26 protein-coding genes are annotated in these 25,196 nt (G+C 30.4%); 9 read left to right on the top strand and 17 right to left on the bottom strand.

Annotated features, from left to right (window positions below; translation table 11 throughout):
* Positions 1-75 precede the first annotated feature (75 nt).
* From GQ47_RS05395 to GQ47_RS05420, 6 genes are all read right to left on the bottom strand, one after another.
* The gene (locus GQ47_RS05395; protein WP_035645940.1) at positions 76-1,629 is read right to left on the bottom strand and encodes a hypothetical protein; all 1,554 of its coding nucleotides are present in this window, start codon (positions 1,627-1,629) and stop codon (positions 76-78) included.
* 55 nt (positions 1,630-1,684) lie between these two features.
* Complete coding sequence (locus GQ47_RS05400; RefSeq protein WP_035645941.1) at positions 1,685-2,311, bottom strand: hypothetical protein; 627 nt, start codon at positions 2,309-2,311, stop codon at positions 1,685-1,687.
* Positions 2,312-2,397: 86 nt separating this feature from the next.
* Positions 2,398-4,002, bottom strand: a complete 1,605-nt coding sequence (locus tag GQ47_RS05405; protein ID WP_035645945.1) for a protein kinase domain-containing protein — start codon at positions 4,000-4,002, stop codon at positions 2,398-2,400.
* Positions 4,003-4,124: 122 nt separating this feature from the next.
* Entirely contained in the window at positions 4,125-4,982 is an 858-nt protein-coding gene (locus tag GQ47_RS05410; RefSeq protein ID WP_152560992.1) for a hypothetical protein, read from the bottom strand.
* A gap of 5 nt (positions 4,983-4,987) precedes the next feature.
* The gene (locus GQ47_RS05415) at positions 4,988-5,392 is read right to left on the bottom strand and encodes a hypothetical protein (RefSeq protein WP_035645950.1); all 405 of its coding nucleotides are present in this window, start codon (positions 5,390-5,392) and stop codon (positions 4,988-4,990) included.
* A gap of 28 nt (positions 5,393-5,420) precedes the next feature.
* Complete coding sequence (locus tag GQ47_RS05420) at positions 5,421-5,891, bottom strand: hypothetical protein (RefSeq protein WP_035645953.1); 471 nt, start codon at positions 5,889-5,891, stop codon at positions 5,421-5,423.
* A gap of 161 nt (positions 5,892-6,052) precedes the next feature.
* On the opposite strand from GQ47_RS05420, the gene GQ47_RS05425 reads away from it, so the two are divergent.
* Positions 6,053-6,277 (top strand): helix-turn-helix domain-containing protein, encoded by a 225-nt coding sequence (locus GQ47_RS05425; protein WP_035645956.1) that lies wholly within the window; start codon positions 6,053-6,055, stop codon positions 6,275-6,277.
* Here the strand turns inward: GQ47_RS05425 and GQ47_RS05430 are convergent.
* The 4 genes from GQ47_RS05430 to GQ47_RS05445 all read right to left on the bottom strand — a co-directional run bounded on the left by GQ47_RS05430 (position 6,263) and on the right by GQ47_RS05445 (position 10,583).
* On the bottom strand, positions 6,263-6,715 hold the full coding sequence (locus tag GQ47_RS05430) for a hypothetical protein (RefSeq protein ID WP_035645959.1): 453 nt from the start codon (positions 6,713-6,715) through the stop codon (positions 6,263-6,265). The genes GQ47_RS05425 and GQ47_RS05430 overlap by 15 nt on opposite strands.
* A 160-nt stretch (positions 6,716-6,875) precedes the next feature.
* Positions 6,876-8,138: a hypothetical protein gene (locus GQ47_RS05435; RefSeq protein ID WP_152560993.1), complete on the bottom strand. Its 1,263-nt coding sequence runs from the start codon at positions 8,136-8,138 to the stop codon at positions 6,876-6,878.
* 256 nt (positions 8,139-8,394) lie between these two features.
* Entirely contained in the window at positions 8,395-8,694 is a 300-nt protein-coding gene (locus GQ47_RS05440; protein WP_051951379.1) for a helix-turn-helix transcriptional regulator, read from the bottom strand.
* 584 nt (positions 8,695-9,278) lie between these two features.
* Complete coding sequence (locus tag GQ47_RS05445) at positions 9,279-10,583, bottom strand: tyrosine-type recombinase/integrase (RefSeq protein WP_035645963.1); 1,305 nt, start codon at positions 10,581-10,583, stop codon at positions 9,279-9,281.
* Between the two features lie 363 nt (positions 10,584-10,946).
* On the opposite strand from GQ47_RS05445, the gene GQ47_RS05450 reads away from it, so the two are divergent.
* Positions 10,947-12,125, top strand: coding sequence for a DUF4062 domain-containing protein (locus GQ47_RS05450; protein ID WP_035645965.1), 1,179 nt, complete (start codon positions 10,947-10,949; stop codon positions 12,123-12,125).
* 380 nt (positions 12,126-12,505) lie between these two features.
* On the opposite strand, the gene GQ47_RS05455 is transcribed toward GQ47_RS05450, so the two are convergent.
* Positions 12,506-12,739 (bottom strand): hypothetical protein, encoded by a 234-nt coding sequence (locus GQ47_RS05455; protein WP_035645967.1) that lies wholly within the window; start codon positions 12,737-12,739, stop codon positions 12,506-12,508.
* Positions 12,740-12,821: 82 nt separating this feature from the next.
* Here GQ47_RS05455 and GQ47_RS05460 point away from each other — a divergent pair, with 82 nt between their 5' ends.
* From GQ47_RS05460 to GQ47_RS05480, 5 genes are all read left to right on the top strand, one after another.
* The gene (locus tag GQ47_RS05460) at positions 12,822-13,052 is read left to right on the top strand and encodes a helix-turn-helix domain-containing protein (RefSeq protein WP_035645969.1); all 231 of its coding nucleotides are present in this window, start codon (positions 12,822-12,824) and stop codon (positions 13,050-13,052) included.
* A gap of 568 nt (positions 13,053-13,620) precedes the next feature.
* On the top strand, positions 13,621-14,274 hold the full coding sequence (locus GQ47_RS05465) for a 3-keto-disaccharide hydrolase (RefSeq protein ID WP_035645972.1): 654 nt from the start codon (positions 13,621-13,623) through the stop codon (positions 14,272-14,274).
* Positions 14,275-14,348: 74 nt separating this feature from the next.
* Positions 14,349-14,771, top strand: coding sequence for a hypothetical protein (locus GQ47_RS05470; protein ID WP_035645976.1), 423 nt, complete (start codon positions 14,349-14,351; stop codon positions 14,769-14,771).
* 66 nt (positions 14,772-14,837) lie between these two features.
* A complete protein-coding gene (locus GQ47_RS05475) occupies positions 14,838-15,149 on the top strand; it encodes a hypothetical protein (protein ID WP_035645979.1) in 312 nt (103 codons plus the stop codon).
* Positions 15,150-15,311: 162 nt separating this feature from the next.
* On the top strand, positions 15,312-16,103 hold the full coding sequence (locus GQ47_RS05480; protein ID WP_035645981.1) for a DUF6055 domain-containing protein: 792 nt from the start codon (positions 15,312-15,314) through the stop codon (positions 16,101-16,103).
* A gap of 114 nt (positions 16,104-16,217) precedes the next feature.
* Here the strand turns inward: GQ47_RS05480 and GQ47_RS05485 are convergent, their stop codons facing one another.
* Complete coding sequence (locus tag GQ47_RS05485; protein WP_035645982.1) at positions 16,218-16,880, bottom strand: HAD family hydrolase; 663 nt, start codon at positions 16,878-16,880, stop codon at positions 16,218-16,220.
* Positions 16,881-17,172: 292 nt separating this feature from the next.
* Here GQ47_RS05485 and GQ47_RS05490 point away from each other — a divergent pair, with 292 nt between their 5' ends.
* Together GQ47_RS05490 and GQ47_RS05495 are read left to right on the top strand one after the other, a co-directional pair.
* A complete protein-coding gene (locus GQ47_RS05490; RefSeq protein ID WP_035645983.1) occupies positions 17,173-18,606 on the top strand; it encodes an MBOAT family O-acyltransferase in 1,434 nt (477 codons plus the stop codon).
* Positions 18,607-18,608: 2 nt separating this feature from the next.
* Positions 18,609-19,535 (top strand): hypothetical protein, encoded by a 927-nt coding sequence (locus GQ47_RS05495; protein ID WP_152560994.1) that lies wholly within the window; start codon positions 18,609-18,611, stop codon positions 19,533-19,535.
* 19 nt (positions 19,536-19,554) lie between these two features.
* Here GQ47_RS05495 and GQ47_RS05500 read toward each other — a convergent pair whose 3' ends face one another.
* The 5 genes from GQ47_RS05500 to GQ47_RS05520 form a co-directional block, all read right to left on the bottom strand.
* The gene (locus GQ47_RS05500; protein ID WP_035645988.1) at positions 19,555-21,138 is read right to left on the bottom strand and encodes an MFS transporter; all 1,584 of its coding nucleotides are present in this window, start codon (positions 21,136-21,138) and stop codon (positions 19,555-19,557) included.
* A gap of 1 nt (position 21,139) precedes the next feature.
* On the bottom strand, positions 21,140-22,192 hold the full coding sequence (locus GQ47_RS05505) for an HlyD family secretion protein (protein ID WP_035645992.1): 1,053 nt from the start codon (positions 22,190-22,192) through the stop codon (positions 21,140-21,142).
* A 69-nt stretch (positions 22,193-22,261) separates the two neighbouring features.
* Positions 22,262-23,611 carry a TolC family protein gene (locus tag GQ47_RS05510; RefSeq protein ID WP_035645994.1) on the bottom strand — a complete coding sequence of 450 codons (1,350 nt, stop codon included), beginning with the start codon at positions 23,609-23,611 and terminating at the stop codon, positions 22,262-22,264.
* Between the two features lie 178 nt (positions 23,612-23,789).
* Positions 23,790-24,611 (bottom strand): helix-turn-helix transcriptional regulator, encoded by an 822-nt coding sequence (locus tag GQ47_RS05515; protein WP_035645996.1) that lies wholly within the window; start codon positions 24,609-24,611, stop codon positions 23,790-23,792.
* A 300-nt stretch (positions 24,612-24,911) separates the two neighbouring features.
* On the bottom strand, positions 24,912-25,157 hold the full coding sequence (locus GQ47_RS05520) for a GIY-YIG nuclease family protein (RefSeq protein ID WP_035646000.1): 246 nt from the start codon (positions 25,155-25,157) through the stop codon (positions 24,912-24,914).
* Positions 25,158-25,196 lie beyond the last annotated feature (39 nt).

The raw sequence follows: 25,196 nt of genomic DNA on the forward strand, positions 1-25,196 counted from the left end.
CTTTAGTTTACAAATTAAATGATTACTTAGAAATATAATAAAAACAGAACATTACAATAAACAAGCTTATGGAAACTAATATTTAAATCCCAGCTTAGACATGTAATAAACTCCCTTTTCATATTCTTCAAGTCCTTTTTCTATTATTGCTTCGTTATCGAAATGAACTCCTTTGAACACACTTAAAAGACCTATTTTTGTATGTATAAGAGGAAAATCATTATCTAGCTTTAAAATGTCATTTAGTAAATTAATCGTCTCATCAATTCGGTCAATATAAATTTCATTAAATTTCTCCGTACCTTTTTCAATATGCTTAATAACCTCGGCAATTGTCAACAGAATAAAAGGGTTATTTTTATCAAGTTTTGAAAATTCATTAATTAAAGAATTTCTAATTTTTTCAGTGTTTTCACGCCTTAAAATTTCTTTTACAATTTCATAATTAAATGTAGTTTCAGCGAACTGAACTTGCTGTTCTAAACTGTTCTTTATATTTTCATTGTCATTTTCATCGTCCTCTAAACCAAGCTCGCTTACTGTCTCTCTAATTGAAGGAATCAAGCTAATTCCATATTTTTTCGTATAATCTTGTTTTAAAGTTTGATAATCATGATAAGGGAAATAAGGATTTAATTCAATAGATTTCATAATGTGCTGTATAGCTCCGAAAAATTGATCCTGTTCGATTAGTAAGATCGCTCTATATCTTTCGATATAACTTTTCCAAAAATTAATAAAATCTACAATTAAGTTTTTATTTTTATCTCCTAAATCTGTAGAAATATGAGATATTTCTAACAGTAGTTTTTCTGTATCATCCAATAAATAATGAACTTCAGCAAATTTTTTAGAATCAATCATTTTATCAGTCAATATTTGACCGAAAAGAAGGAAATAAATTTTAGCACTTATATCAATAATTTTCAAATTGTTAACACTTGAATCTGAGCAAAGACTGCCTATTAAATTTTCAGCATTTTCTACAACAACAGTATTACTTAATCCTTTATCATCAAAATTAATAACGACTGTTAAGTTTTGCTTGTTAATGTCTCTAATAAAATGAATAGTAGATAAATGCTTTTTAGAAGCAATTCTTTTTTGAACAAATTTGTTAAACCTATTAGCCCCTAATAAAATCACTATAAACTTAGGAACGTTAACGACATTAACTGTTATTAAATTATTTTTATAAGAATAATGATTTCTACTAATTAGTGCAGTAATCTTTTCAAATCTTTCATTTAAGTTTTCTGAATCTAAATCAATTGTCAAGTATTCATTTTCCTTGACGGTAAAAGCTCCATAATACGCTACATTAAATGATTTATAGTTTTTAAAGAATTGTATTAATAAAGCAATTATTGGAACAATTAAGAGAACTGAGATTAATGTTATGAGTAAGAATGTTTTTGAAAAAAATTGATCTAGATATTTACAATCAGTCTTATCGTTTATTAAAAATACAAGTCCAATTAAAAGAATTGAAACATACCAGTATTTTATAATTGCAAGAAAAATAAATTTTATCAATTCTCTTAAGAATACAATAAGTCTCTTCGGAAGAAAAACTGTAAGTACAAATGTTGCTATTCCAACAAATATTTCGTCAATAAATTTAGACATTTTATATTTTTTTATCTTTTAATTTTCATTTCATCAGTATTAAAATATAAATGGTTTAATCTTTCTGATTACTCATCGCTATTTCAATTAATTTTAACTCAAATTCACTAAAACTCACCATATACCATTTAACAATATCAATATATGCTTTTACTGCCCAATTAAAATCAATTTCGTTAATAAGATAGTATTGCCATAGAGCATCAGTATCTTTATGATGTGCAACATTGTGGCGTATAAGTTTTAGAAATTCCGAATGGCGAGATTTAATCATATTTAACTCCTTAATTATATCATAATTAAGTGCTTTAGTTATTTCTTCAGCATTCGGAAATTGAGATAGTAAAAGTCTATATTTTTTTCCAAAAAGTTCTGGAACATCTTCTACAAATTCATAAAGTTGCCCACAAAGAAGCCTAAGGAGTAGATTTTGTTCTGTTTCTGAATTACTTTCAAGATAAAGCTTAAACAAAACACAAACATCTAGAATTGAAAGCCTTAGAAGCAGAGGCACACTCGAAAAATGATATGAAATCTCGGTCGCCATTTCAACATTATGAACTCCTGTTATTGATTTTCTCAACATAGGGATTTCCAAACTGATTTTTTTTATCAATTTTTTTGTCGTTTTCAATAGTTTTTTTTTGTCGTTTAAATTATCTAATTGAATATTATTTTCCATTGATATTAATTTTGTGTTTTGAGAGTCTTATAACTTAAAAAATGATTAGGATTTATTTCCCCCTATAGAAAACAAGCTGTTCAAAGTTATAACCTATCAATAATCACAGCTTTTAAACCTGTTGTAACACGACCAAATGAAACTCTATTTTGAGATTCCAGCATTCTTTTACGTTCTTCGATTTGATTTTCAACATTTTTTTCAACTGCTTTTAAAGCTGTCAGTATTAATTTCACAATATTAACTTTTAAATGATTTTTAAATGATGAATCTAACTCTGCAATTCCTGTAAAAATATTTATTGTTTTAAAATTGAAAATCATATCAACTTTACCAATTCTGTTTACTGAATTTTGTAATCGTCGTGGAGTTGTATCTAATTCTTTTAAAAGATTACTTGGATTATTTATATCTGTTCCTGCAAATACCGAAGGAAAAATTGCTACCATTTCAATTTCAGTAAAGCAATCTTCTAAATTTGAAATTCTAAAAAACAAATACAAATTAGATGGAAATCCCATTTTTAAATCTCCCTTCAGTTCATAAATGTAGTTTTGTATTAGCTTATCATTACTTTTGTCATTTGAGAAATTAAAATTATCAGATTTCTTAAAAGCTAAAAAAACTTCCTTTTCCTTAATTTCCTCAATACTTTCTTCTAATATTTTAGATAGAGAATTAGCAAATTGACTTCTCTTTTGCAATAATTCTGTCTTAGTTCTTTGTAATTTTTCAATTTCATCAAAATTTGCCTGATGTCCAATACGCATTTTTAAAATTTCTTCTATACTTTCTTCGAAGATGTTTCCATTAGGGGATTTTGAATTTAGAACACTAACGATTCTTGAGGCAGATGAAAGCTGTAACCTTTTCTGCCAATCCTTTGTCAACATATCTCTTGTCAGTTGTAAAAATTCAAATGAGAATAAACTACTCGAGACCTGTGGAACATCGTCCTTTATTGCAATAACAAGATTTGAATATGGTATTTTATCAGAAAACAACTCTTTCTTCATTATGATGTCATGAAGAGTTGCACCAATCTGATAAAGGTTAATTGCCCTCCATCCATCCAAAGAGTCTACTTCAGTTCTTAGTAAAAATTCAGGTGGAGCATATCTCAAAGTTCCAACAAATGATTTTTCTTCTTCATCACTAAATGATTTTGCGCCAACTAATTTAAGAACTCCTAAATCCATCAAAATGATGTCATTTTCATCATTCACCATTATGTTTTCAGGTTTAATATCTCTATGTGCTATACCTTTTTCAGTCAACAATTGTTCTGTCGTTTCATTTAGCTTCTCTAGAACTTTAATTGCAAAATTTTGGTCGTATTCTGTCAATTTAATGTACTCCATAAGATTTGAACCACTTATAAGTTCCATTACAAGAAAGTAATATTTTTGACCATCTAATTCAGTATTTCCACCCTCAAAGATTTTGACAAGATTTGCAATTGAATGATTTTTTAATGCTATTTCTTGCTCAATTCTCTTGGTTTGAATTTCATGCCCAAATCTCTCTACCAAATCATTGTCAAAGATTTTTAACGCAAAAAAGCTACCATCTTTTTCAGCCTTAAAAACTGCAGCAGATTTACCGTTATTAATTAATTCTAAAACTTTAAAACCTCCAATTAATTGACCTTTTATCTGTTTTTCTAATTCTAATGATTTTTGTTTGTCCATTTGGTTAATTTAAAAAGATTATATTAAATATAATATGTAATAAACGTGTGCATTTTACATTCAATATTTGGCAATTATCACGCATTTATTATAATTTATATTTCAAATATACACGTTTTCGATTAGATATAATATTTAGGATTTTTATTAATAATTAAACCTTTTTTTAACTCAAAGAGATAAAACGACAATACAAAAAAGACAAAAGACATATAACCTCTTTCCCCTTCGCTACCAACTAAAATTATTGCATTTAGAACACCAAAAACTAAAAAGACATATGCCCAAATATAATGGGCTTTTCCACCACTAGAAGGATTGTTCTTAGCAGACGGACTATTACTTATTGCTATAATCCCAGGGATAAAACCACATAAAAGAAGAAAAAATGACCACCATCTCCCTATGTGTCTCCCCCTTCCAAAAACTTCTGCTATTATAAAACATACAGCAATTGAGACTGCTATTATTCCATAAATCCCAGATGTGCCTTCAGACAGATTACTTGTGTACGTTTGAGAACTATCACTTTGTGTTTTCTTATTAAATTCCGTCGAAGTCATTTCTGAAGGATGTTCTTTAAAATAAATTTCGACATCTTCAATTGTTTTTGCTCCAGCTGGCACAAATGGATATTTGGCTCGTCTTGTTCCGTCAGGCTGGTCTTCATATAAATCTTCTTGCAAAATAGTTGAATATTCATCTGTCTTAAGTTTGCTTTCTTGTTCTTTCAATGCATCACCCCATGCATCCTTTTGGTGCAACTTCGTATCATTCTTAATTTTATCGACAGCTTTTTGCTGTTCAACTTTACTAATTACGGCATTTAACTCCTCTTTTAATTTTAATTCATCTAGAGAATGTTTCGGAGTGGCATTTAAAAGTATTGCATCAGGTGTGTTTTGCTCTTCAGAAGAATTTTGACCGCAAATCTTTATTACAAATAAAAACATGCATATTAAAAGAACCTTTTTCTTCATTTTACTTATTGTTTAGTTAATTCAGTATCTATCACTTCACTTTTCCATACAATTTTATTACTTGAAATTTTGACAAATTTATAATTAACGGTTTGTTGCCCTCCATTTAATAAAATCTTTGCTTCATATGAAGAATCTGTATTATTCTCTATAATATCTGCTGTCCCATTAGATTTTTTAATAGCTTCTATCTGTGATTTAAGACTTAATTCAATAGTTCCTGCTTGTAGAACAACTATATCATCTGTTGTGAGTTTAAAACCAATAACTTTAGTTTCGTCTTTCCAATTACCTAATAACCATGATGGAAAGTGGAAAGTTGAATTGTTATCATCAGTTTTGGGGTTTTCATCAGAAGAGCAAGATTGAAAAATCAAGATAAGACTCAGTAAGAATATTGTTTTTTTCATAAACGGTTTTTATAATTATTTTTGAATATTAATTTAAAATAAGACTTCCTTCAACATATCCATTATATCTCAAAACGTCTGAATTCTCAGAGATTATAGTCATCATAAATACTTTACCTATAGGTTTATTTATCATAACTAATTCTACATTAGCAGTCCCCTGTTTATTATTATACGTGTTTTCGTAATTCCATTTGAAACTAAGGATATTAGACTCAAACTCCATAGACATGACTTCTGATTTATGATACATTTTGTCTAACACTTTACCATAACTTTTTGAATTATTTTTCACCCAAACATTTGCTAGACAAAGACCATTGTCATCCTCTGCATAAAATACTAAGTACGCTTGTTGTTCTAGTAGAAGCCCTGTAATGTCATTACCATTTTTAGTCCCATTGGTTATAACAAATTTTGAGATGATTTTCTGCTTATCTATTTGTCCAATTATTACTGTAGGAACAAAAATTAGTATTACTAATATTATTTTTCTCATCGTTGCAATTATAAATTTTATACAAATCTATTTAAGCGTATATTTTTTTATTTATGGAAATCCATAATTAAATGTTGCCCCATACAACATTCAATTATAAAAAAGCCAAATATAAGCAAATCTGCCCATAATTTTTTTATGCATAATTATCACTTTTGATTGTGCGAAGTGAAAAAGATAAATATTACTTAAAAGGTTTTGGAGAAAATCTAAAACGAATAAGAACTTTGAAGGGGCTTACTCAACAAAACTTAGCTGATATTCTTGAAGTAGAAATTAGTCAAGTTTCACGTTTGGAAAGAGGAGTACTAAATACTTCAATTATTCATGTTAAAAATATAGCTACAGCTTTAAACATAGAAATTGCAGATTTATTTAATTTCTAAAATGTTTTTCATTTCTTCTTTACTCAAAAAAGCATTACACCAACTGTAATTAATTAGTTCTCCTTCAAAAATTTCCAAATTAATTGCAAAACTTGAATTATACACAATGGAGATATTAGAATCTTCTTTTTTGTATTCAATATCATAAGCCTTTACTTTTTTGCCAAATGAGCAAGCAACGCAATATGTATTTCTGTGTTCAACTTTAACTACTTGAATTTTTTCCTCATGATTATTGTACCTCTTAAAAACAAATCTACTCATTGATAAAAAATCACCTGATTCAAAATGGTCAATTAAATCAAATTTTTCAAAAATTTCTTTCAACATCTCAGTACTTGTGTTCCTTAATGCTAAATCTAAACATTCTATAAATGCCAATGTATCTTCAATAGATAAAATAGACTCCTTGCTTTTTGTTGTAATAATTTTTCTCATATTATGTGAAATATCTGATTATGTATTTTTAACTGCCCATGATTAACTAAAATGCGTATCATTAATTAAAATTTAATTAATCGCTTAAAGGTTCACTTTTCTGTGTCATTTAACTTTAAATTGTCTTGCAAAAAAGATTTTATAACTATAATCATAAAGATTAATCCCAAGTCTTTATTTTCATCACTGGAATAAATCCTAATTCCGTTTCAAAAGTTCCTTCCATAAAATCATAAACTACATCAATTTTTGATTCCACGACTACAATACAATCATGTAAGGTAAAAAATGGCAGTTTTTTTTTAAACTTATTACTTAGCCTTCTTGCTATAATGTTCAACATAAAATAACTCTCCATTTGTAACATTAATCGAGAGAAGTTTAAATGATTCCCTTTTTTAAAAGATTTTACAAACTTTAAAATGGTAGGAAATGAGTCTTTAAAACTTATCTCTTCTAAATTAAAAGTGCCATTTTTAGCATTCAGCATTGACAATAAAGCACTTTTAGCTTCCCTTAAAGTCAAATCCCTTATTCTAAGTGTTTTACTACAATTAGCATCGCTTAATTGCGGAAAAAAGTATTCATTAAATTGCCAGTCGTGATAAGTATCCTCTAATGCATGAAACTCCTGAAGTTTTAATTGAAAATCACGATATAATAGCCCATTTAAAATCTTATTCCCAAAACTGTGAATTTCAATATTATCAAGGCTTACAGAGTCTTTTACTAACATATAATGATTATAATATTCTTTATCTTTTATAATATTTTTTATATGAGAAGAAGAATTAGATTTATAGTTCTGTAGGAAATAATACAAAAATGTTGGGACTGATGTCGAAATATCAATTTCTGCCAATTTTTCACCATTATATTTCAAAAACTTACGAAATTGTTTTGGGAAACCTGTTATATTTGAATGAAATCGCCCATCAGTTAAAGGGTTTAGACTCATATGGTACTCCCCATTTTTGATTTTCAATATTTTAAAAGCATTTACAAAATATTTTTTCAAATTGCCCTTCTCTTCCAACTCATCAGAATTTAAATCTAGGGCTTTCTGAAAATCAATTGTAAGCAGTTCTGAATCAAAGCAATTAACTAAAAAATTGCAATTTTTTCTTATTTCAATTGGAACATCTTTTAGTGAATTAGATTTCAGCTTTCTGCTTAAGAATCTATCCGTTATTAAATATGGCTCTAATTGCACATTCTGATAAAAAGGTCTTAATCTATAAGAGTAAGAGCGTCCCTCTCTATAATTTTGCCTCTCTAGTATGTTTCCAATTGAAGGGAAATTTTCTCCTAAATAACGAATATGGTTTCTGTAATCATGATTGTACGACTGCAATAAAATAGACGACAAGGGAATATATGGTTTGTACACATCCGAATATGTTTTATCTATTTTATATGCCATACTCTGAATTATAAAGTGGATTATTAAATATCCAAAATCAATATTAAAATCAAAATCTGGCTGAAAATGTTTTACTCTTTCTTGTAAGTCGACATTTTTTAGTTTGTAAATGTAGTATTCTTTCATTTTTTAAAATTGGGCATAGCAATAGCATCGCAAATGCAAAAACATTGCTATTCTGGTTAATTAAAATATTCTATTCTAAGTATATTAGCCTTATAAAGTAGTTTCCATTTTATGTATTAAAAAATAGATTTTATAAGTTATTCGATGGCTTCTTTAGTCGGTCAAGAATTTGACTTTCTTGATAATATACCCTATTCCCTAATTTTTGAGCAGGCAGAGTACCATCATTGTTCCAGTGAAAGAGAGTTGTGTAAGAAACTTTTAGCATTTCACTTACCTCTTTTCGAGACAATAAATGATTTGTAGTCTCGACTGTAGCTTTATTTTTAATTGGATTATTTTTTTCTAATTCTGCTTTTAAACATTCAGCAATTAGGTTTGTTAAATCGGAAATTGACAAATTAAGCATTTGTACATTTTGCATATTCATATTTAGTTATCTATTTAGTTAATAATTATTTGTTTTTTTGCTTGAATAAAAAAAATCAAAATAGATACAAAACATAAACTGCTCCTTAAGGGTTAAGGAATTACAGAATGTAAAATGAAAAGGGAAGCAAACAACAAATTGCTTAGGTGCAATTGTTACAATTGGGTCAGACATTCGAAACAGAACGTTTTCTAATGCCAAGTTGCAGTAGTTTTTTTTCATCTTTAGATTTTTTTATTTGGTATTAAATTACCCGTATCGCTATAAACCACCTTTTAAAATTTTTCAATAAAACAGGTTGGTATTCTCTTTTTGAGAATTCGTGATTCTTTTTTTGAAGAATCGGATACATTTTTATTTTCTGCTACAGAGGTACGGCAAATTATTTAAAAAAACTGTCTATTTTGCAAAAATTTAAGAAAAAAGAAAACGTCAAACACAATCAAAAAAAACACTAAACATTCTTAATTGACGAAATTCCCAAAATAAATTACTCCCTTTAAACATACTTTTACATTTCTAATTTAGAAGATTACCCAATGTGTTTATAAAAGAAGAAAGCCTCCGATTAAAGAGGCTTTTAACTATATTAATATTTTCTGTTTTTCCCACAATGCTTTCAGCTTTTCCGCATATTCTTTTGGAGTTATTTTAATATAGGAAAGAAACTGTTTTTCGGTAGCGTGTCCAGTAATTTTCATTATTGTCATAGTATCTAATTTTCCATATAAGTTCGTTGCAAAACTTCTCCTGCAAATATGAGAGCTGACAAGTTCGAATTTAGGATATTTCCCATCTATCTTTCTATAAAGTTTTTTCTTCTTTCCATTTTCTTCAATTTCAATTTTTTTCTTTCGAGCACCTTCAACCACTTCGGTTAAGCCTACTTTTTCAGCTATAATTTTAATGTATTTATTAAAATTTTGGTCACTTATCATTCTAGGAAATTCTCCATTTCTTTTGTTCAGTATTTTTTCAACTTGTTCATGAATAGGAATAATTACTGGAAAATCTGTTTTTAAAGTCGTCTTAAATATAAATCCGTCTTCTAGATTTTCTTTTGTTAATTTTAGAAAATCTGAAATTCTCAATCCTGTTCTAAGTCCAATTATAAACCAATCTCTAGCATTATCTAAAAAGTCAGTCTTAAAATTAAATTCAAAAATTGTATTAATTTCATGTTCTTTTAAATATATATCGTTGGTTTTGTTTTTTGGTTTGTAAAATTCTCTAGTATATAATTCATTTGAGACATCTAATCCTTGTCTTTTTGCATCGTTACAAATCAATTTTATTATTGAAATGTATCCCCCAATTGTATTGCTCTTAACGACATTTTTTTGTTCAATATAAGCTGTAAATTTTCTATGAAATTCAAGGTCAATTTCACTTATTTTTAATTTGATGTTATAGAAGTTTTCAAATTCAATAATTTTAGACAATGTTGTTTTATAGTCCTGAATTGTTCTAGGCTTTATTAAGTTTCCGTCTTTTCCTCTTCTTGTAACTGATTCTATTATAAAAGTATCTGCGAAGTTTGTAAAGAATAATTTTTGCTTTTCTTCAATAGCAATGTCTTGACTATTAAAAAATAACCCAACTTTTAATTTTAGCCACTGGTTATTTATTTTAATTGTAGCTTCAGAAATTTTTGTACTTTCATACTCATTCCTAATATAACTTTGAAGTTCCGCTAATTTCTTATTGACTTCTTTGTGGTTTAACTCAGTTGTTGGCAGTACTTCTTGTTTTGATATGCTCCATCTGTCTTTAGGGCATTCCAAACCTGTTTTTGCTTCAAAATCATTTTGACTGTCAAGTTTAAATCTTATATAGATAGAGCACCAATCAGATTTTCCTCGTCTTATTCTGTAATTTATTGAAGCCATATATTGTTTTCTTCAAAGATAGAAAAAATATATTAATTTTACCCCCAATTTTACCCCCATATCTTTGTTATGCATGTTAATTTAGTTGAATTAAAATTAATTAAATCATGCAAAAATCTTTATAAAGCCACTATTTTAAGGTAATTATAAAATAATTTAGATTTCAATACAAAAACAGATGGTACTTCTATTATCCGCACTTAAACAAAGCTTCTGAAGATTTTTTCAGAAGCTTTTTTGTTTTTACTACATTTTTTTTGTTGTTAAAGTTGTTGATAAAAGATTTACTATAAATCTGTTTTACCTTTTACTATTTTTATTTTTGAAATAGCTTTAAAAATTAATTACAAACTATTTAACTTTATGAACAAGCTTAACATTTTTGTTAGTTCAACTTGCTATGACCTTTCGCAATTAAGAACAAATATTTATGATTTTATAGCAGAAAGTGGACACAATCCAATATTATCTGAATATAATAGTTTTCCAGTTTCCCCAGAGCTAAATGCTGTCGAAAATTGCATGAAAAATGTAACAGAAAACGCAGATATTTTAGTCTTAGTGGTAGGGAACAGATATGGAAATGTAATAGATACTGGTCGATCTATTACAAATACAGAATTTTTAACTGCTAAACAAAAAGGAATTCCTGTTTTTTGTTTTATCGATAAAAATGTTTTAAACACATTGAGCTTTTGGAAAGAAAATAAAGACGGTAATTTTTCAAAATTTGTCGACAATACTAAAATATTTGAATTTATAGATGATATTCGAACTAAGAAAAATCTATGGGTCTTTCCTTTCGAACAATCAAAAGAAATAATCGAAACATTGAAAATTCAATTATCATACTTATTTAAAGATAGTTTAAAAGTCAAAAGTATATTAGATAAAAATATTGATGAATTTTTCAAATTAAAAGTAAGCGACAAATGTTTGAAAATTTTAATTGAAAAAAATAATCTGTATGAGTTTCAATTTCTTTATCAAACGTTTATAGATGAAATTGAAAAAAAAGAATTTTTAAAAAATGATATTGAGTATTCAATTTTAGTAGAGCCTAAACATTTTATCCGTGAAGTCGAAGAATTGGCTAGCTGGGGATTAAACCGTCTTAATTCATTAGAATCAATAATTAGCTATATCAATAATTTATTTCCAGCTATAAACAAATTTGTTAATGAACCTGGAAAACCTTCTGACATTAAAGGACTATATTACACATCGATAAAATACTCACAGATATTTGAACAATTATTAAATTGGATGATTGAAGTAAAAAGTACCTTCATCACTGAAGAGTATTCAGATTTAAAAATCTATTTGGCAGGAATGGCTTCAGATCTTGTTGAAGAATTATGGAATTTCCCTTATCATGTAAAATCTCAAATCGAAAAGATTAAAGAACAACAATTAACAGGAGAACCTATAGCCCCCTTAAACCTAAATTTAATATTAGACGTAAACAAGGAAGCCCAAATAAAGTTTACAGAAAGAATACAAGAAATGACCAACACAATAAACAAGCAATTATACCCTTAAAATCATTTTTTGTAAATTAAAAAATAATAACTAAAGTTTTCAAAGAAACCACAAAACAACATAAATCTTGTCATTCCCAGGCACAACAAAAATGACGATTATGATTGCGAAGATGGATTGAAATCCATCCCTACAATATAATTTGTTCCTACGGAACGCTATATAAAATTCCGAAGGAATGATTTATTTTGTAGCTAGGGATTTCAATCCCTTGAAGACAAAGTAGCCACAAAGATTGTCACCTTGACGAAAGGAGATTTTCAGCATCACCAACGGTTTGTACACATGAATAAAATTGCGGAAATCACTCGAAATTTTTGTCGGTTTTGCTGTTTTGGTTTCTCCTTTCGTCGAAATGAACTGTGCTTTAAATGCATTTTTTAATCAACCTCTAAATAAGGATCTAAAACTTCTGCCAGTTTATTGAGCCAGTAAAAACTATCTTCAATATTTTCTATTTCAGATTCCACAGTTTCGCATCCTCTCATTGCACATAACGAAAGCGTATAATTTACTTGGCGAATTGTTTTTGCCATATCATCTGAATTTATCACATGAGTAAAAAAATCTTTTAGTCGTGTTTCGACTTCTTTTGAAAAGTTTTCTGTAGCCATTGTCTTATTTTTTGTTCAAATATAAAAATTTTTGACACAAATTTGTGTCGTATTAAAAAATAATTGTTATGACTTTTGAAATATGAATATTTCAGAAGACATTTTTATTACAAATCTTGGGATTCACATTAGACAACTCCGTGAAAAAAAAGAGTTATCACAGCAAGATTTAGCTGATGATTGTGATATTCCAAGAAATCAAATTGGCAGAATTGAAAGAGCTGAAATAAATACAGGTATAAAAACTCTTATACGTATAGCAAATGCTTTAGATATTGATCTTAAAGAATTGCTTGATTTTCCTTTGAAATAAAACTCAGAAGCTGTTTGTTAAAATACAAATTCTCTAATCAAGATTAATCAAACCGCTTATAACCACATCAATAATTGCGTTTTTTATTAAAAAAAAACTTACTTTTGACATGCGTTAAACTTAATTTTTTTATTATGAATAAAAATCATAAAAGATTCTTTTTGAGAATAATCGGTGCACTATCCATAACGATTTTTTTTATTTCAAAAATATTTGAAATAGACAACAAACTGACTGATGGCTTATTGATTTTAAGCGTGTCATGTTTTTCAATAATTATACTATATACTTTAATAAAGTATTTAAAAAACAATTATTTTGCTAAATAAAGCACATAATGATTTTCCCCATTTACCTTCGAATTCCAACAAAACTGTTTTCAATGTAGACGAAACATAAAAGAAAACATCTTTCCTGTTAAATAACCAAAATCTTTAACTCTCAAATCGTTATTATAATTTTCAAAACAAAAAAAACAGAACTCCGCATTTTTATATTATTCGATATAATTATTTTTACTTTTTAAAAATCGTCAATCAAACGAATATTTCGTTTCAAACTTATAATCATGTTCAAAAAATCAACTTTTGCTTTTGCTCTACTTTTTATTTTAAATTCATGTCTTGTTCAGCAAAAAAGTTTAGAAATAAACGATTGGTATGCTTTTACAAAATCTAATACCGCACAACAAGAGCCTTCAAATGTTTATGAGTTCACAGACGGAATGATTCGCATGCATGGCGAAGATCCAAGTTGTTTGATAACCAAAAAAAGCTATAAAAACTTTGAGCTTGCCCTTGAATATAGATGGAATCTCGACGAGAAATACAAAATGAAAGGCGTGAAAAACAGCGGCGTGATGTATAATATTCCGTTAGATGCTTCGGACAGAATTTGGCCAAAAGGAATTCAGTTTCAAATAAAAGAAAAAACTACCGGAGATTTTATCTTTTTGGATAACGTAACAGCAAAAGTAAATGGAAAATTAGTTGAAGCCGGAGCAAGTGTGGTTTCTCCTAAGTTTTTAGAGAACGAAAAACCATATGGTGAATGGAATTTGGTTGTCATTAAATCTTTCAACGGAAAAATCAAGCAATATTTGAACGGAAAACTAGTAAATGAATGCACGGAAGCTTCTGCAACTGAAGGCAAAATTTCTTTGAATTATGAGCGTTCCCCGATTGATTTTAGAAATATCCAGATAAAAAATATCTCTAAATAAATTTAAACAAAAAAATTCTTCCCAATTCTACGCAACCATTTTGATATTCAAACATCTATTAAAAAAAGATTGTTATGAAAAAAATGATTTGCTTCTTGATTTTGACTTTAGGAATTCTGGCTTGTTCTTCAGAAGAAAGTACCTCTGCAGACGACAGTTTTCGCATAAAATTTTACAACAAAACCGGCTCGGATATTGATTCCTTGATTATAGCCAAAAATTTTATTGGTCATTTAAAAAACGAAAACTCGACAACTTTCCTTAATTTCAAAAAAATGAACTTTGGCGGTGATCAAACATTTCGGGAAATAAGTGGCATCTCAAACAACAAAAAATTAAAGGAACTTCCTTCAGTGGCAGCAGCTTGGAACTGGTGCGGCACAATGGATATTAATACTCCAATTAAAAGGAGATATTTTTTTGATATTAAAACAACAACCAACAAAGACGGAAGTACTAGCTTTTTTTTAGTAGAGCGTTACTCAACACCATATTAGAAGAAAAATTAAAAAAACTTCAATTCAACCATTTTGATATTCAATTCTCTAACTAAAAAGATTGCTATGAAAAAAATAATTTGTTTCTTGATTTTGACTTTAGGTATTCTTGGCTGTTCTTCAGAAGAAAATACGCGTGTAGAAGGAAATTTTGAATTCATTATTCCATATACAACTCAAATAACGGTTGGTGGCGTAGTTGGAATTCAGGATAGAACCTTTAAAGCTGGCGAAACTTTCAGTGGAATCGATGAAGGAGATGGAAATGTAACAATCAGAATTGCTGAACATTCTGTATTAAATGATAATTGCCCAAGTAATACTTGTTATCAAGAATTTCTAAGCGTTCCGAGAAAGTATTTGAAATTGAAGAAATAAATCCACATAAAAAATCTCTACTAAAAACTGCAAATAATTCAAAAACTCGCTTAATTTTTTTTTGTGTTTTATTGTTTAAAATATTCTTATTTTTGAAATTATAAAAACTTAATTATCAATATTTTAGTTGTTTTACATTTCAAACAAATCCAATTAAAACACATGAGAAAAAAGAAATTATTAGTTTTAATTTTAGGAATTATTGCTGTTTTTTTCATTTCAAAAATGATACGAAACTTTACCGTTGAGCAAGAAATTCAAACTCTTAAATCGGAACATTTTATTGTTTCTTATAGTGGAATTTATAAAAATGATGCTGAAAAAATCAGCAAAAATCTTGAGAACAATTATTCGAAAATCAGAACTGATTTAAAAGATATAAAACACGAACTGATAAAGGTTTTTGTTTACGGTTCTCATCAAAAATTCAGTCTTGCGACTGGTTTAAACGGAAACGTAAACGGTACAAGCCGCGGACCAAATGAATTTCATTTTGTTTGGACAAACTGGTTTAATTCTGTTTTTCCAGATGATCCGCTTAAAACCGCCGTTCATGAATTTACGCATTGTGTTCAATTAAATATATTAATCGACAAGGCAAAAGAAACGATTATCACACAAGACCGACTTACTTTTGACAAGGAATTTGATAAAAAGTTTGGAGCCGAATATCCGCGTTGGCTTTGGGAATCGATCAGTATTTTTGAAGCAGGAGAAGTGAATTCACTAAGCGTAAAATATACCAAAAGCAAAAATCTGACTTTAGAAGAACTAAATCACAGCAATCAGATTTACAATATTGGCTATACCATAATTGAATATCTTACCAAAAAATGGGGAAAAGATATACTGCCAAAATTGATTGCTTCATTTGGGAATATCGAAAAAACATTGAATATAAAACCCGAAGAATTTGAAAAAGGCTGGATTGCTTTTTTGGAGGAAAATTATTGAAAAACTTTGCGACTCTGCGACTTTACAACTTTGCGAGATTAATTTTTAAAGCATGTATTTTTGTACTTATAAATCTCTCGCAAAGTCGCAGAGTCGCAAAGTTTAAAATATTAATTACTTTTTACCCAAAAGCTCTAGAATTTTGTCAACGTTAATTTCACTATAATCATTAATATAAAAATCGCATGGCGGAAGCTGTTCTTTTGTATGCGAACTCAAAACTCCAACCACTTTCATTCCTGCATTTAATCCTGCCGTAACGCCCGAAAAAGAATCTTCAAAAACCACACAATCCGACGGTGAAACTCCAACACGCTCAGCCGATTTTAGATAAACTTCCGGATTTGGTTTATGAAACGTAACGTCTTCACTTGACATCATCGAATCCATTTTTTCGCCTAGTTTCAAAGCATTCGCAATCAAATCCAAATTGGCACGTGGAGCAGATGTTCCAACGGCTGTTTTAAATCCGCGGGATTTTAGCTCGTTTAAAAACGCTAAATAATGTGGAATCGTTTCGACTTTGTCTTTATAAATCTCACGAAACATCGCTTCTTTTTCATCTTCAAGTTTGGTCAATTCTTCTCCTGTAATGGGACGTTTGAAGAAATGTGTCATGATATATCCGTTATGTTTTCCGTACATATGTTCTTCAAATTCTTTCTCTGAATGAGGAATCTGGTATTTGTCAAAGAATGCTTGAAAAGCTTTTGCATGATCGGGATTGGTATGGCAAATAACGCCGTCCATATCAAAAATTACACATTGCTGGCTCATATATTTATTTTATTTTTTTAACGGCTGCAAGATACTTATTTTCTGCGGGGTCACGGCAGGTTTCTCCTGGAGTTTTTTTTGAATCTCGCAATCCCGATTGCTATCGGGATAAAAAGATTTAAGCAGATTTGCTCAGATTTTTTATTTCTTAAATCTTATAATCTATGGCTGATTTTTTTGACTCATTCAATAAACATAAAAGTTATGACAGATAACAGAAAAAGTCGTTATTTGCACCCATATTTTAAATCGTAAAACAACTCAGAAGAGTAACCCCAAATAAAACAGTACAATGCTTTTTAACTCGATTGATTTCGCGATATTCTTGCCTATAATATTTATCCTTTATTGGCTTATTGGCAAAAAATCACTTCAGTATCAAAACATTTTACTATTGGTTTCCAGTTATTTCTTTTATGCTTTCTGGGATTGGCGTTTTTTATTTCTTTTAGTATTTTCGACGCTGCTGGATTATTTTACAGGATTAAAAATGCAAAATACATTGAATCCCGTCGCAAAAAGAAATTGGTTTTGGATCAGTGTTACGATCAATTTAGGCTTTTTGGGCGTCTTTAAATATTATAACTTTTTTGCTGATTCCTTCGCCAAAGCAATTTCACATTTTGGGCTTCAGGTCAATCCATGGACTTTAAAAGTTATTCTTCCTGTTGGGATTTCGTTTTATACTTTTCACGGCTTATCTTATGTAATTGATATTTATAAAAACCGAATCAAAGCCGAAGAAAGCTTTATCAATTATTCGGTTTTCGTTTCTTTTTTTCCATTATTGGTTGCTGGACCAATTGAAAGAGCAACGCATCTTCTGCCTCAAATTAAACAAAAAAGAAAATTTGATTATCTACAAGCAATTGACGGATTAAGACAAATTTTATGGGGATTATTTAAGAAAGTTGTCATTGCAGATTCTTGTGCAGTTTATGCAAATTCTATTTTTAATAATTCTGATGGCTATTCGGGAAGTACACTTTTATTAGGAGCCGTATTCTTTGCTTTTCAAATCTATGGAGATTTCTCAGGCTATTCTGATATAGCATTAGGAGTTGCTCGCCTTTTAGGGATTGATTTACTAAAAAACTTTGCGTTTCCTTATTTCTCAAGAGATATTGCAGAATTTTGGAGACGCTGGCACATATCGCTTTCAAGTTGGTTTAAAGACTATTTGTATATTCCCTTGGGAGGAAGTAAAGGCGGAATTTGGAAAACAATTCGAAATACCTTTATTATTTTTATTGTAAGCGGTTTTTGGCATGGCGCAAACTGGACGTTTATCGCCTGGGGATTTTTAAATGCTTTATTTATAATGCCTTCGATTATTTTTAAAACAAACAGAAACAATCTCGATATAGCCGCACAAGGTAAAATACTGCCGAGTTTTAAAGAATTCTTCTCCATTCTCATCACTTTTGGATTGACAGTTTTCGCATGGATTTTCTTTAGATCAGAAAGTATACGACATGCGTATCATTTTATCGCTAAAATATTCTCGCAAACACTTTTTACCAAACCGGAAATACTGCCAAAAAAATTGATGCTGATCATACTTCTATTCATGATTATCGAATGGTTAGGCAGAGAAAATGAGTTTGCACTATCTAAATTACCAATCAAGAGCAAAGCAGTCCGCTGGGGATTTTATTACATTTTAGTAATTACAATATTGTATTTTTCGGGTTCAGAACAACAATTTATTTACTTCCAATTTTAGTTATGCGAAAATTCATTGTAAACAGCATCTTTTTCTTATTCCCTGTATTTCTGGGCCTGGCGTTTATGGAATTAATGCTTACCAATATTCCAAATGACTATTTATTCAAAAATAAATATCTGGACGAAAATTCAGGCGAAATTGAAACTTTGATTCTAGGAAGTTCACATACTTATTATGGCGTTGATCCGCAATTTATGAACCACAAAGCCTTTAATAGTGCTGCTATTTCACAATCTTTGGATTACGATTATGAGATTTTAAAAAAATATGAATTAAGGCTTAAAAAACTAAAATACATTATAATTCCTATCGATTATTTTTCTCTTTTCTCTAAACTGGAAACCGGAATTGAAAGTTGGAGAATCAAAAACTATATTATTTACTATCATATAAATACAGGCAACAATTATAACCGTTCAAATCATTTCGAATTATTTAATGGAAAGATTAGCGACAACATTGAACGCATCAAAGAATACTACATCCATCACAAGGTTAAAAATATTACATGCAATAAATATGGATCGGGCGTAATTTACAGCTCAACCAAGAAAAAAGATTTAGTTGAAACAGGAAAGTCGGCAGCTAAAAGGCACACCCAAAATATACATGACAATTTATATTTTAAAGAAAATACCAAAATCCTTAAAAACATTGTGCAATTAGCCAATTCAAAGAATGCAAAAGTAATTTTCATCACCTGCCCGGCTAATAAAACATATGTTGAAAATTTAAATGCTGCACAACTTTATGCAACCATTAATTTCATAAATCGATTAGTTAAAAGCAGTCCAAATGCATCTTACTATAACTTTTTAAGTGATAAATCATTTGAAGACACTGATTTTTATGACGCCGATCATTTAAACAAAATCGGAGCTAAAAAACTATCCCTGAAAATTGACAATTTACTAAACGAGAAATAAAACAAGATTCGTTAAATCATTAGCCAATCCAAATCTTACTTTTCACCAAAGTCATAGTTTGCCTTAAATGTTGGTTACAGGCAATCAGAATAATCAAAACCAACAAACCATAACCCACAATCGTATAAATTTCCATATCAGCCAATAAAGTTGATTGTTTCGCAACGGTTCCGAAAATCTTTTTCATGGCTAAAACATTCGCATTATCTGCGGAATATCCTTTGGCAACAAAACTTTGTGTTGTGGAAGCAATAGTTTGCTGCGCTTCTGTATTTTCTCCTGTTACGAATTGACTTAGTTTCAAGAAGTGTTTTTTATTCAAGAAAACCATCGCATTCTGCATTACACAGAAACCAATCGTACTTCCCCAAAAACGTCCCGAAACCCCAACAATTCCAGAAGAAACCGCCATATTTGCCGGAACCGATGATGTGGTAAATAAGATGAGCGGAACAAATAAAAACCCAACACCGATTCCTTGCAAAATATAGGGAATGATAATATCGCTTAGCGCAACATCTGGCACAAAAAGAAACGTAAACCAGAAGTGGAAAATAGCAATAAGCGTAAAACCAATCATGAAAATAATTTTAGTCGAAACGGATTTCATCAGAAAAAAAGCAGCCAAAACAAGTCCGATTACATTTCCTAATCCGTTTATGTACTGCACGCCCGCAACACGCGACGGATCCCAATTCCAAATCGAAAACATCGCCGAATGACAAAGACTCAGCGTTGCCCTGCTGATATAAAAAAGAAAAAACAATAAAAACCCAATTCTAAGATTGGCATATTTCAGAACTTCAAAATTGAAACTCGGTCTTTTTACCAAACGTTCTTTAAAGATGAACAATCCGCCTGTAATGAGCGAAATCATCAGTATTAAAACCATTTCTGAAGACTGTAACCAATATTTTTTCTCCGCATAAACAAAAAAGTAGGCACCGCAAAGAATTGAAATTAAAACCAAAAAATAACTCATCCAATCAATTTGATACAACGGAATTTTCTTTGTGATTCGGTGCCCTCTGAAAGTAACTAAGATTAAAAAGACGTTTAAAACCTGAAGTCCGCCCGAAACATACAACATGTATTTCCAGTCGTAATGATCGAGAAACCAAACGGCAATATTCATAATAAACGGCGTAGACAACAACAGCGCGCCGTAGTAAAATGAAAATCCAATAATAATGGCATTTTTAGTATTGAATTGCTCAATAAGCAATTGTCTGATTGTGATTACCGGAAGTGCCATCAGAATTCCTTCGGCAACTCTCATCAATAAAAAAACAGGAAAACTGGTAATATACGCCGACGAAACAATCGTAATTCCGATTAAGGAATAAACCGCCATCAGGTAATTTTTTGCAGGGAAAAAACTCGAAAATCGACTTTCTATCAAAATTGTAGCCAGTAAAGTTCCGTACGTTACGCACATCGCAAACTGCAAATCTTCAGGTTCAATATCCAGAAAACTTGCCGCATACGTTACGTTCGACGTATAAACTCCCAATAAAATCATGGAATGCAAAAGACAAACGAACAAAATAATAATGATCGCCCACTTTGGAACCCAGGATTTAAATATACTTTTATCTTCCATTTTATTTGTGTGCAGCAACTATTGTAATATTCATTCCTGCTCTTAAAAAATCGATTTGTTTGTCTTGTTCTTTTAACTGAATTCGAACCGGAATTCTTTGTTCAATTTTCACGAAGTTTCCTGTCGCATTATCTGGAGGAAGCAACGAAAATCTCGCGCCACTTGCAGGCGATAAAGAAGCAATTGTTCCCACAAAAACTTTGTCGTTTACCGCATCGGCTTTGATTTCAACTTCTTGACCAACCGTTAAATATTGTAATTGCGTTTCTTTGAAATTAGCTGTGATCCATTTTTCTCTACTCACGATAGAAAGCAGAGACTGACCTTCTTTCACCATTTGTCCTGGCTGTAAAGTTCGTTTTCCAACCCAGCCATCATAAGGCGCCGTAATTACCGTATACGAAAGAAACAATGCAGCATTATCAGCAACAGCTTGTTTCGAAGCAATATTGGTCTGTGTTGTCGGAACATTCGCTTCGGCAACAGAAGTACTCAAAGTAGCCGAATGAATTCTGTTTTTCATTTCCGAAAAATGCGCTTGTGCCGATTCATAATCGGCGCGGACTTTTTCTAATTGTTGAAAAGTTGCAGCTTCTTCTTTAACCAAAGCTTTATACCTGTCGTATTCTAATTTTGTTTTCCAAAGATTCGACTTTGCAGCGTCCAATTGCGATTCGTTAATTGCCGTTGCGCTTGCTGTATTAATTGCATTTTTCTCTGCCACAACACTATTTTGTTTTGCGTTCTGAACATCGGCCAAAGCCACATTCAATTTGGATTTATATTCTCTATTATCGATCACGACCAAAGTATCGCCTTTATGCACAAACTGGTTTTCGTCAAAACGAACTTCCTGAACATAACCCGTAATTCTCGACATAATTGGCGTAACGTATTGTTCAACCTGAGCATCATTGGTTTCTTCGTGATTTCGGTTAAACACATAAAACCAAATTCCCAAAATAATACCGCTTATTACCAGCGTACATGCAATAATTGTTATTAGTATATGAAACGTTCTATTTCTTCTAGTTTCATTTTTTATCTTAACCATCTTTCCTATTCTCTTTTATCTTAATTCTTTAAATCTTGTCTCTTGCTTCTTGCCTCTTTCTTCTGACTTCTAACTCTGAGGCATTATCCCAGCCGTATGGAGCAACTCATAATGTTTCAAAACCGCATCCAAATGAGTAGAGATTTTGTTGTATTTCGCCTGAAGCAAAGCATTATCAGCATCTACCATTTCTGTAATTAAAACCAATTGGTTTAAGTATTTCAACTTTACTATTCGGTAGTTTTCTTCGGCTAAATCCAAAGCTTTGTCAACGACCACAAACTTTTCAAGGATTTCCTGATATTGTGTATGTTCTTTATACAGCTGATCCTGAATTTCATCTTTTATGATTTCAGACTGCATTTCCTGCCATTTAATTTTAGTATTTGCCTGATCTGTCTTGGTTTTGTTTTTATACAAAGAAGAAAGATCAAAAGAAGCTTCAATTCCAACCTGGCCTAAAGTGTACAAATACGGATTTGGCGGAAAGAATTTATAGTTTGGATAATAAAAACCATAGTTCCCGAAGAAGTGAACACTTGGCAGATAGTTTCCTTTTACCAATTTCAGTTCCGTTTTGCTGATGTTTAATTCCTGGCTAGCAATTCTCATTTCTTCGTTTTGCAAGGCTTTATTCATATAAAAATCATACGGATCCAAACCATTCATTTCGTCTAAACTTGACGTTGTATCAATCGCGATTTCTTCATTTTCCGGAATCTGAATCAAAGTCTTCAAATCGTGAAGCGCTATTTTTATGTTTTTGGAATTTGTAAGCGCATTCAACTCTCGATCAGAAAGCTGTAATTCGGCACGAATAACTTCGTTTTTGGTTACTGTTCCGTGTTTCTGTAACGATTGCACTTCTTTTAATCGGTTTTTTTCTTCTTTGATGTTTTCTTCAAATATTTTTTGAAGTTCCATCATTTTATAAATCGCCAGATAGTTTGCCACTACTTCCAATTCAATATCATTTTCTGTTTTTTCCGATTTAATTTTTGCAATTTCGTTTTCCTGATTGGCAATTTTAATCGCGTTGTTGATCTTGTTTCCAGCGTAAATTGGCATTTTAAAAGTCGAATTCACCTCGTAGATTTCAGGAATTGCTTTCGTAACTTCTTTTCCATTCAAGAAACCATTTCCTTTAAATTCGGTAATGTTGGTAATTCTCGAATACATGCCTTTTAATTCTACATCTGGCAATCTAAGTTCTTTTCTTTCTTTGATGTTTTGCTCAGCGAGCGTAATCTCTAGTTGAGATTTAAGTACTTTCTTGTTGTTTTCCTTCGCCAGTTTCATCGCTTCTTGTAAAGAAACCGTACGAATCTCTTGCGCTTGTAAACTACTGAATGTCAAAACAATTATCAGCAACCAAAAGCTTCTGGGGAAACAATCTTCTTTTAAATTTGTAAGGAACATGAATACATAAATATTTTATGGTGCAAAGTTCCTTCATTTTTTTCTTGGCGGATGATTCTAAAAAGTCAATAACATATTCATTTCGGACAAATGTTAAAATTGAATTTTCCGAAAACGTTATATCAAAACACTGAAAAACAGTTTGTTGAAAAATTAAATAAATTATGAAATACAAAAATTATTTTCGTTCTAAAATCTCTTCCCCATTTAAGTAATCGGAAGGTCTTTGTCCTAAAATCTTGAAAAAAGTATTACTGAAAGTCGGAACACTATTATAACCAACTTCTTGAGCTACCTCTTTTACCGAAAGCTTTCTCTCTAACAGAAGTTCGATTGCTTTGAGGATTCTTCGAATAGTATAATATTGAATAAATGACATTTTGAGATCTTTTTGAAACAAGCGATACAAAGAGCGTTCGCTGAAACCAAATTCATGTGCAACATCGGCAAACAGAATTGTTTCGCCAAGATTATTCTCCACATAACGCAGAATTTTTCCGAGTCGCTTGTCTTTTGGCTGTGGTAATTCTAAAGGTAAATTATTAGTGCAAATTTGAGGAAGAATCGCTTTTATGGCTTTTGCAATTGTAAAACTCGGAGAGCCTTTTTTCAAATCTCCGTTCCATTGATTGGTAAACATCATCATTTGGAGCAGCAAATTATTAACCGGATAAATCCCTTCTCTTTTGTAGAATTGATCTTCATCTTTTTCAACCGGAAAATATAAATTTCGCATCATCACATGTTCTGACTTTGGCTCAATGCTGTGTTCCAGTCCAGCCGGAATCCAGATAAAATGTCTTGCAGGCAAAAAGTACGATTTTGTTTCAGTTGTCACAAAAACCACATCGCCTTCTGCGTATAGCATTTGAGCTTTATCGTGTTTATGCCATGGAACAAACAATTCGCCCATTATATCATGATGACAGTAAATGCTTTTTTTATCGGCATCTACTTTTTTGATGTAATATTTGTCTACTTTGAATGTTGATTGTTCCATAATATAAAGATAGGAGAAATTTAACCGCAAAGCACGCAAGGTCTTTTTTCTAACATCACGCTCATAAACGCAAAGTTCGCAAAGCTATATGAATAAACCTTTGCGAACTTTGCGTATCCCGATAGCTATCGGGATTGCGCTCTTTGCGGTTAAACCTCGCAAAGTTTATATAAAAAAAATGCCTCTCGTAATGAGAGGCATTTTAAACAACTTGGTCTCGTTTTTGAAAACGAGAGGACTCGAACCCGTCTCGTCCCTAGACGAGATGACAGACATGTCTTCTAACCTACTTTACCTTTTTTATTTATACTCCTTAATTAAAGCTTCGAGTGATTTTCTATTTAACTTTTTCAATCTCAATTCTTCAACCAAAGCTTCTTTTTTAGTTTCAAATGCTTTCAAGTAAACCAACTCCCATGGTCCTTTATTTGAAGTATACCTACTTCTATTTTCATTATGATATAATAATCTCTGAGAAACATCTTCGCTAAAACCTTTGTAATAAACATCAAAAGTTTTAGAATAAATTATATAAACGTAAAACATAAATCAAAATTTAATGTAAAAAAAAAATGCCTATCATAA

The sequence above is a fragment of the Flavobacterium sp. ASV13 genome (genome assembly GCF_000745775.1).
Lineage (GTDB): Bacteria > Bacteroidota > Bacteroidia > Flavobacteriales > Flavobacteriaceae > Flavobacterium.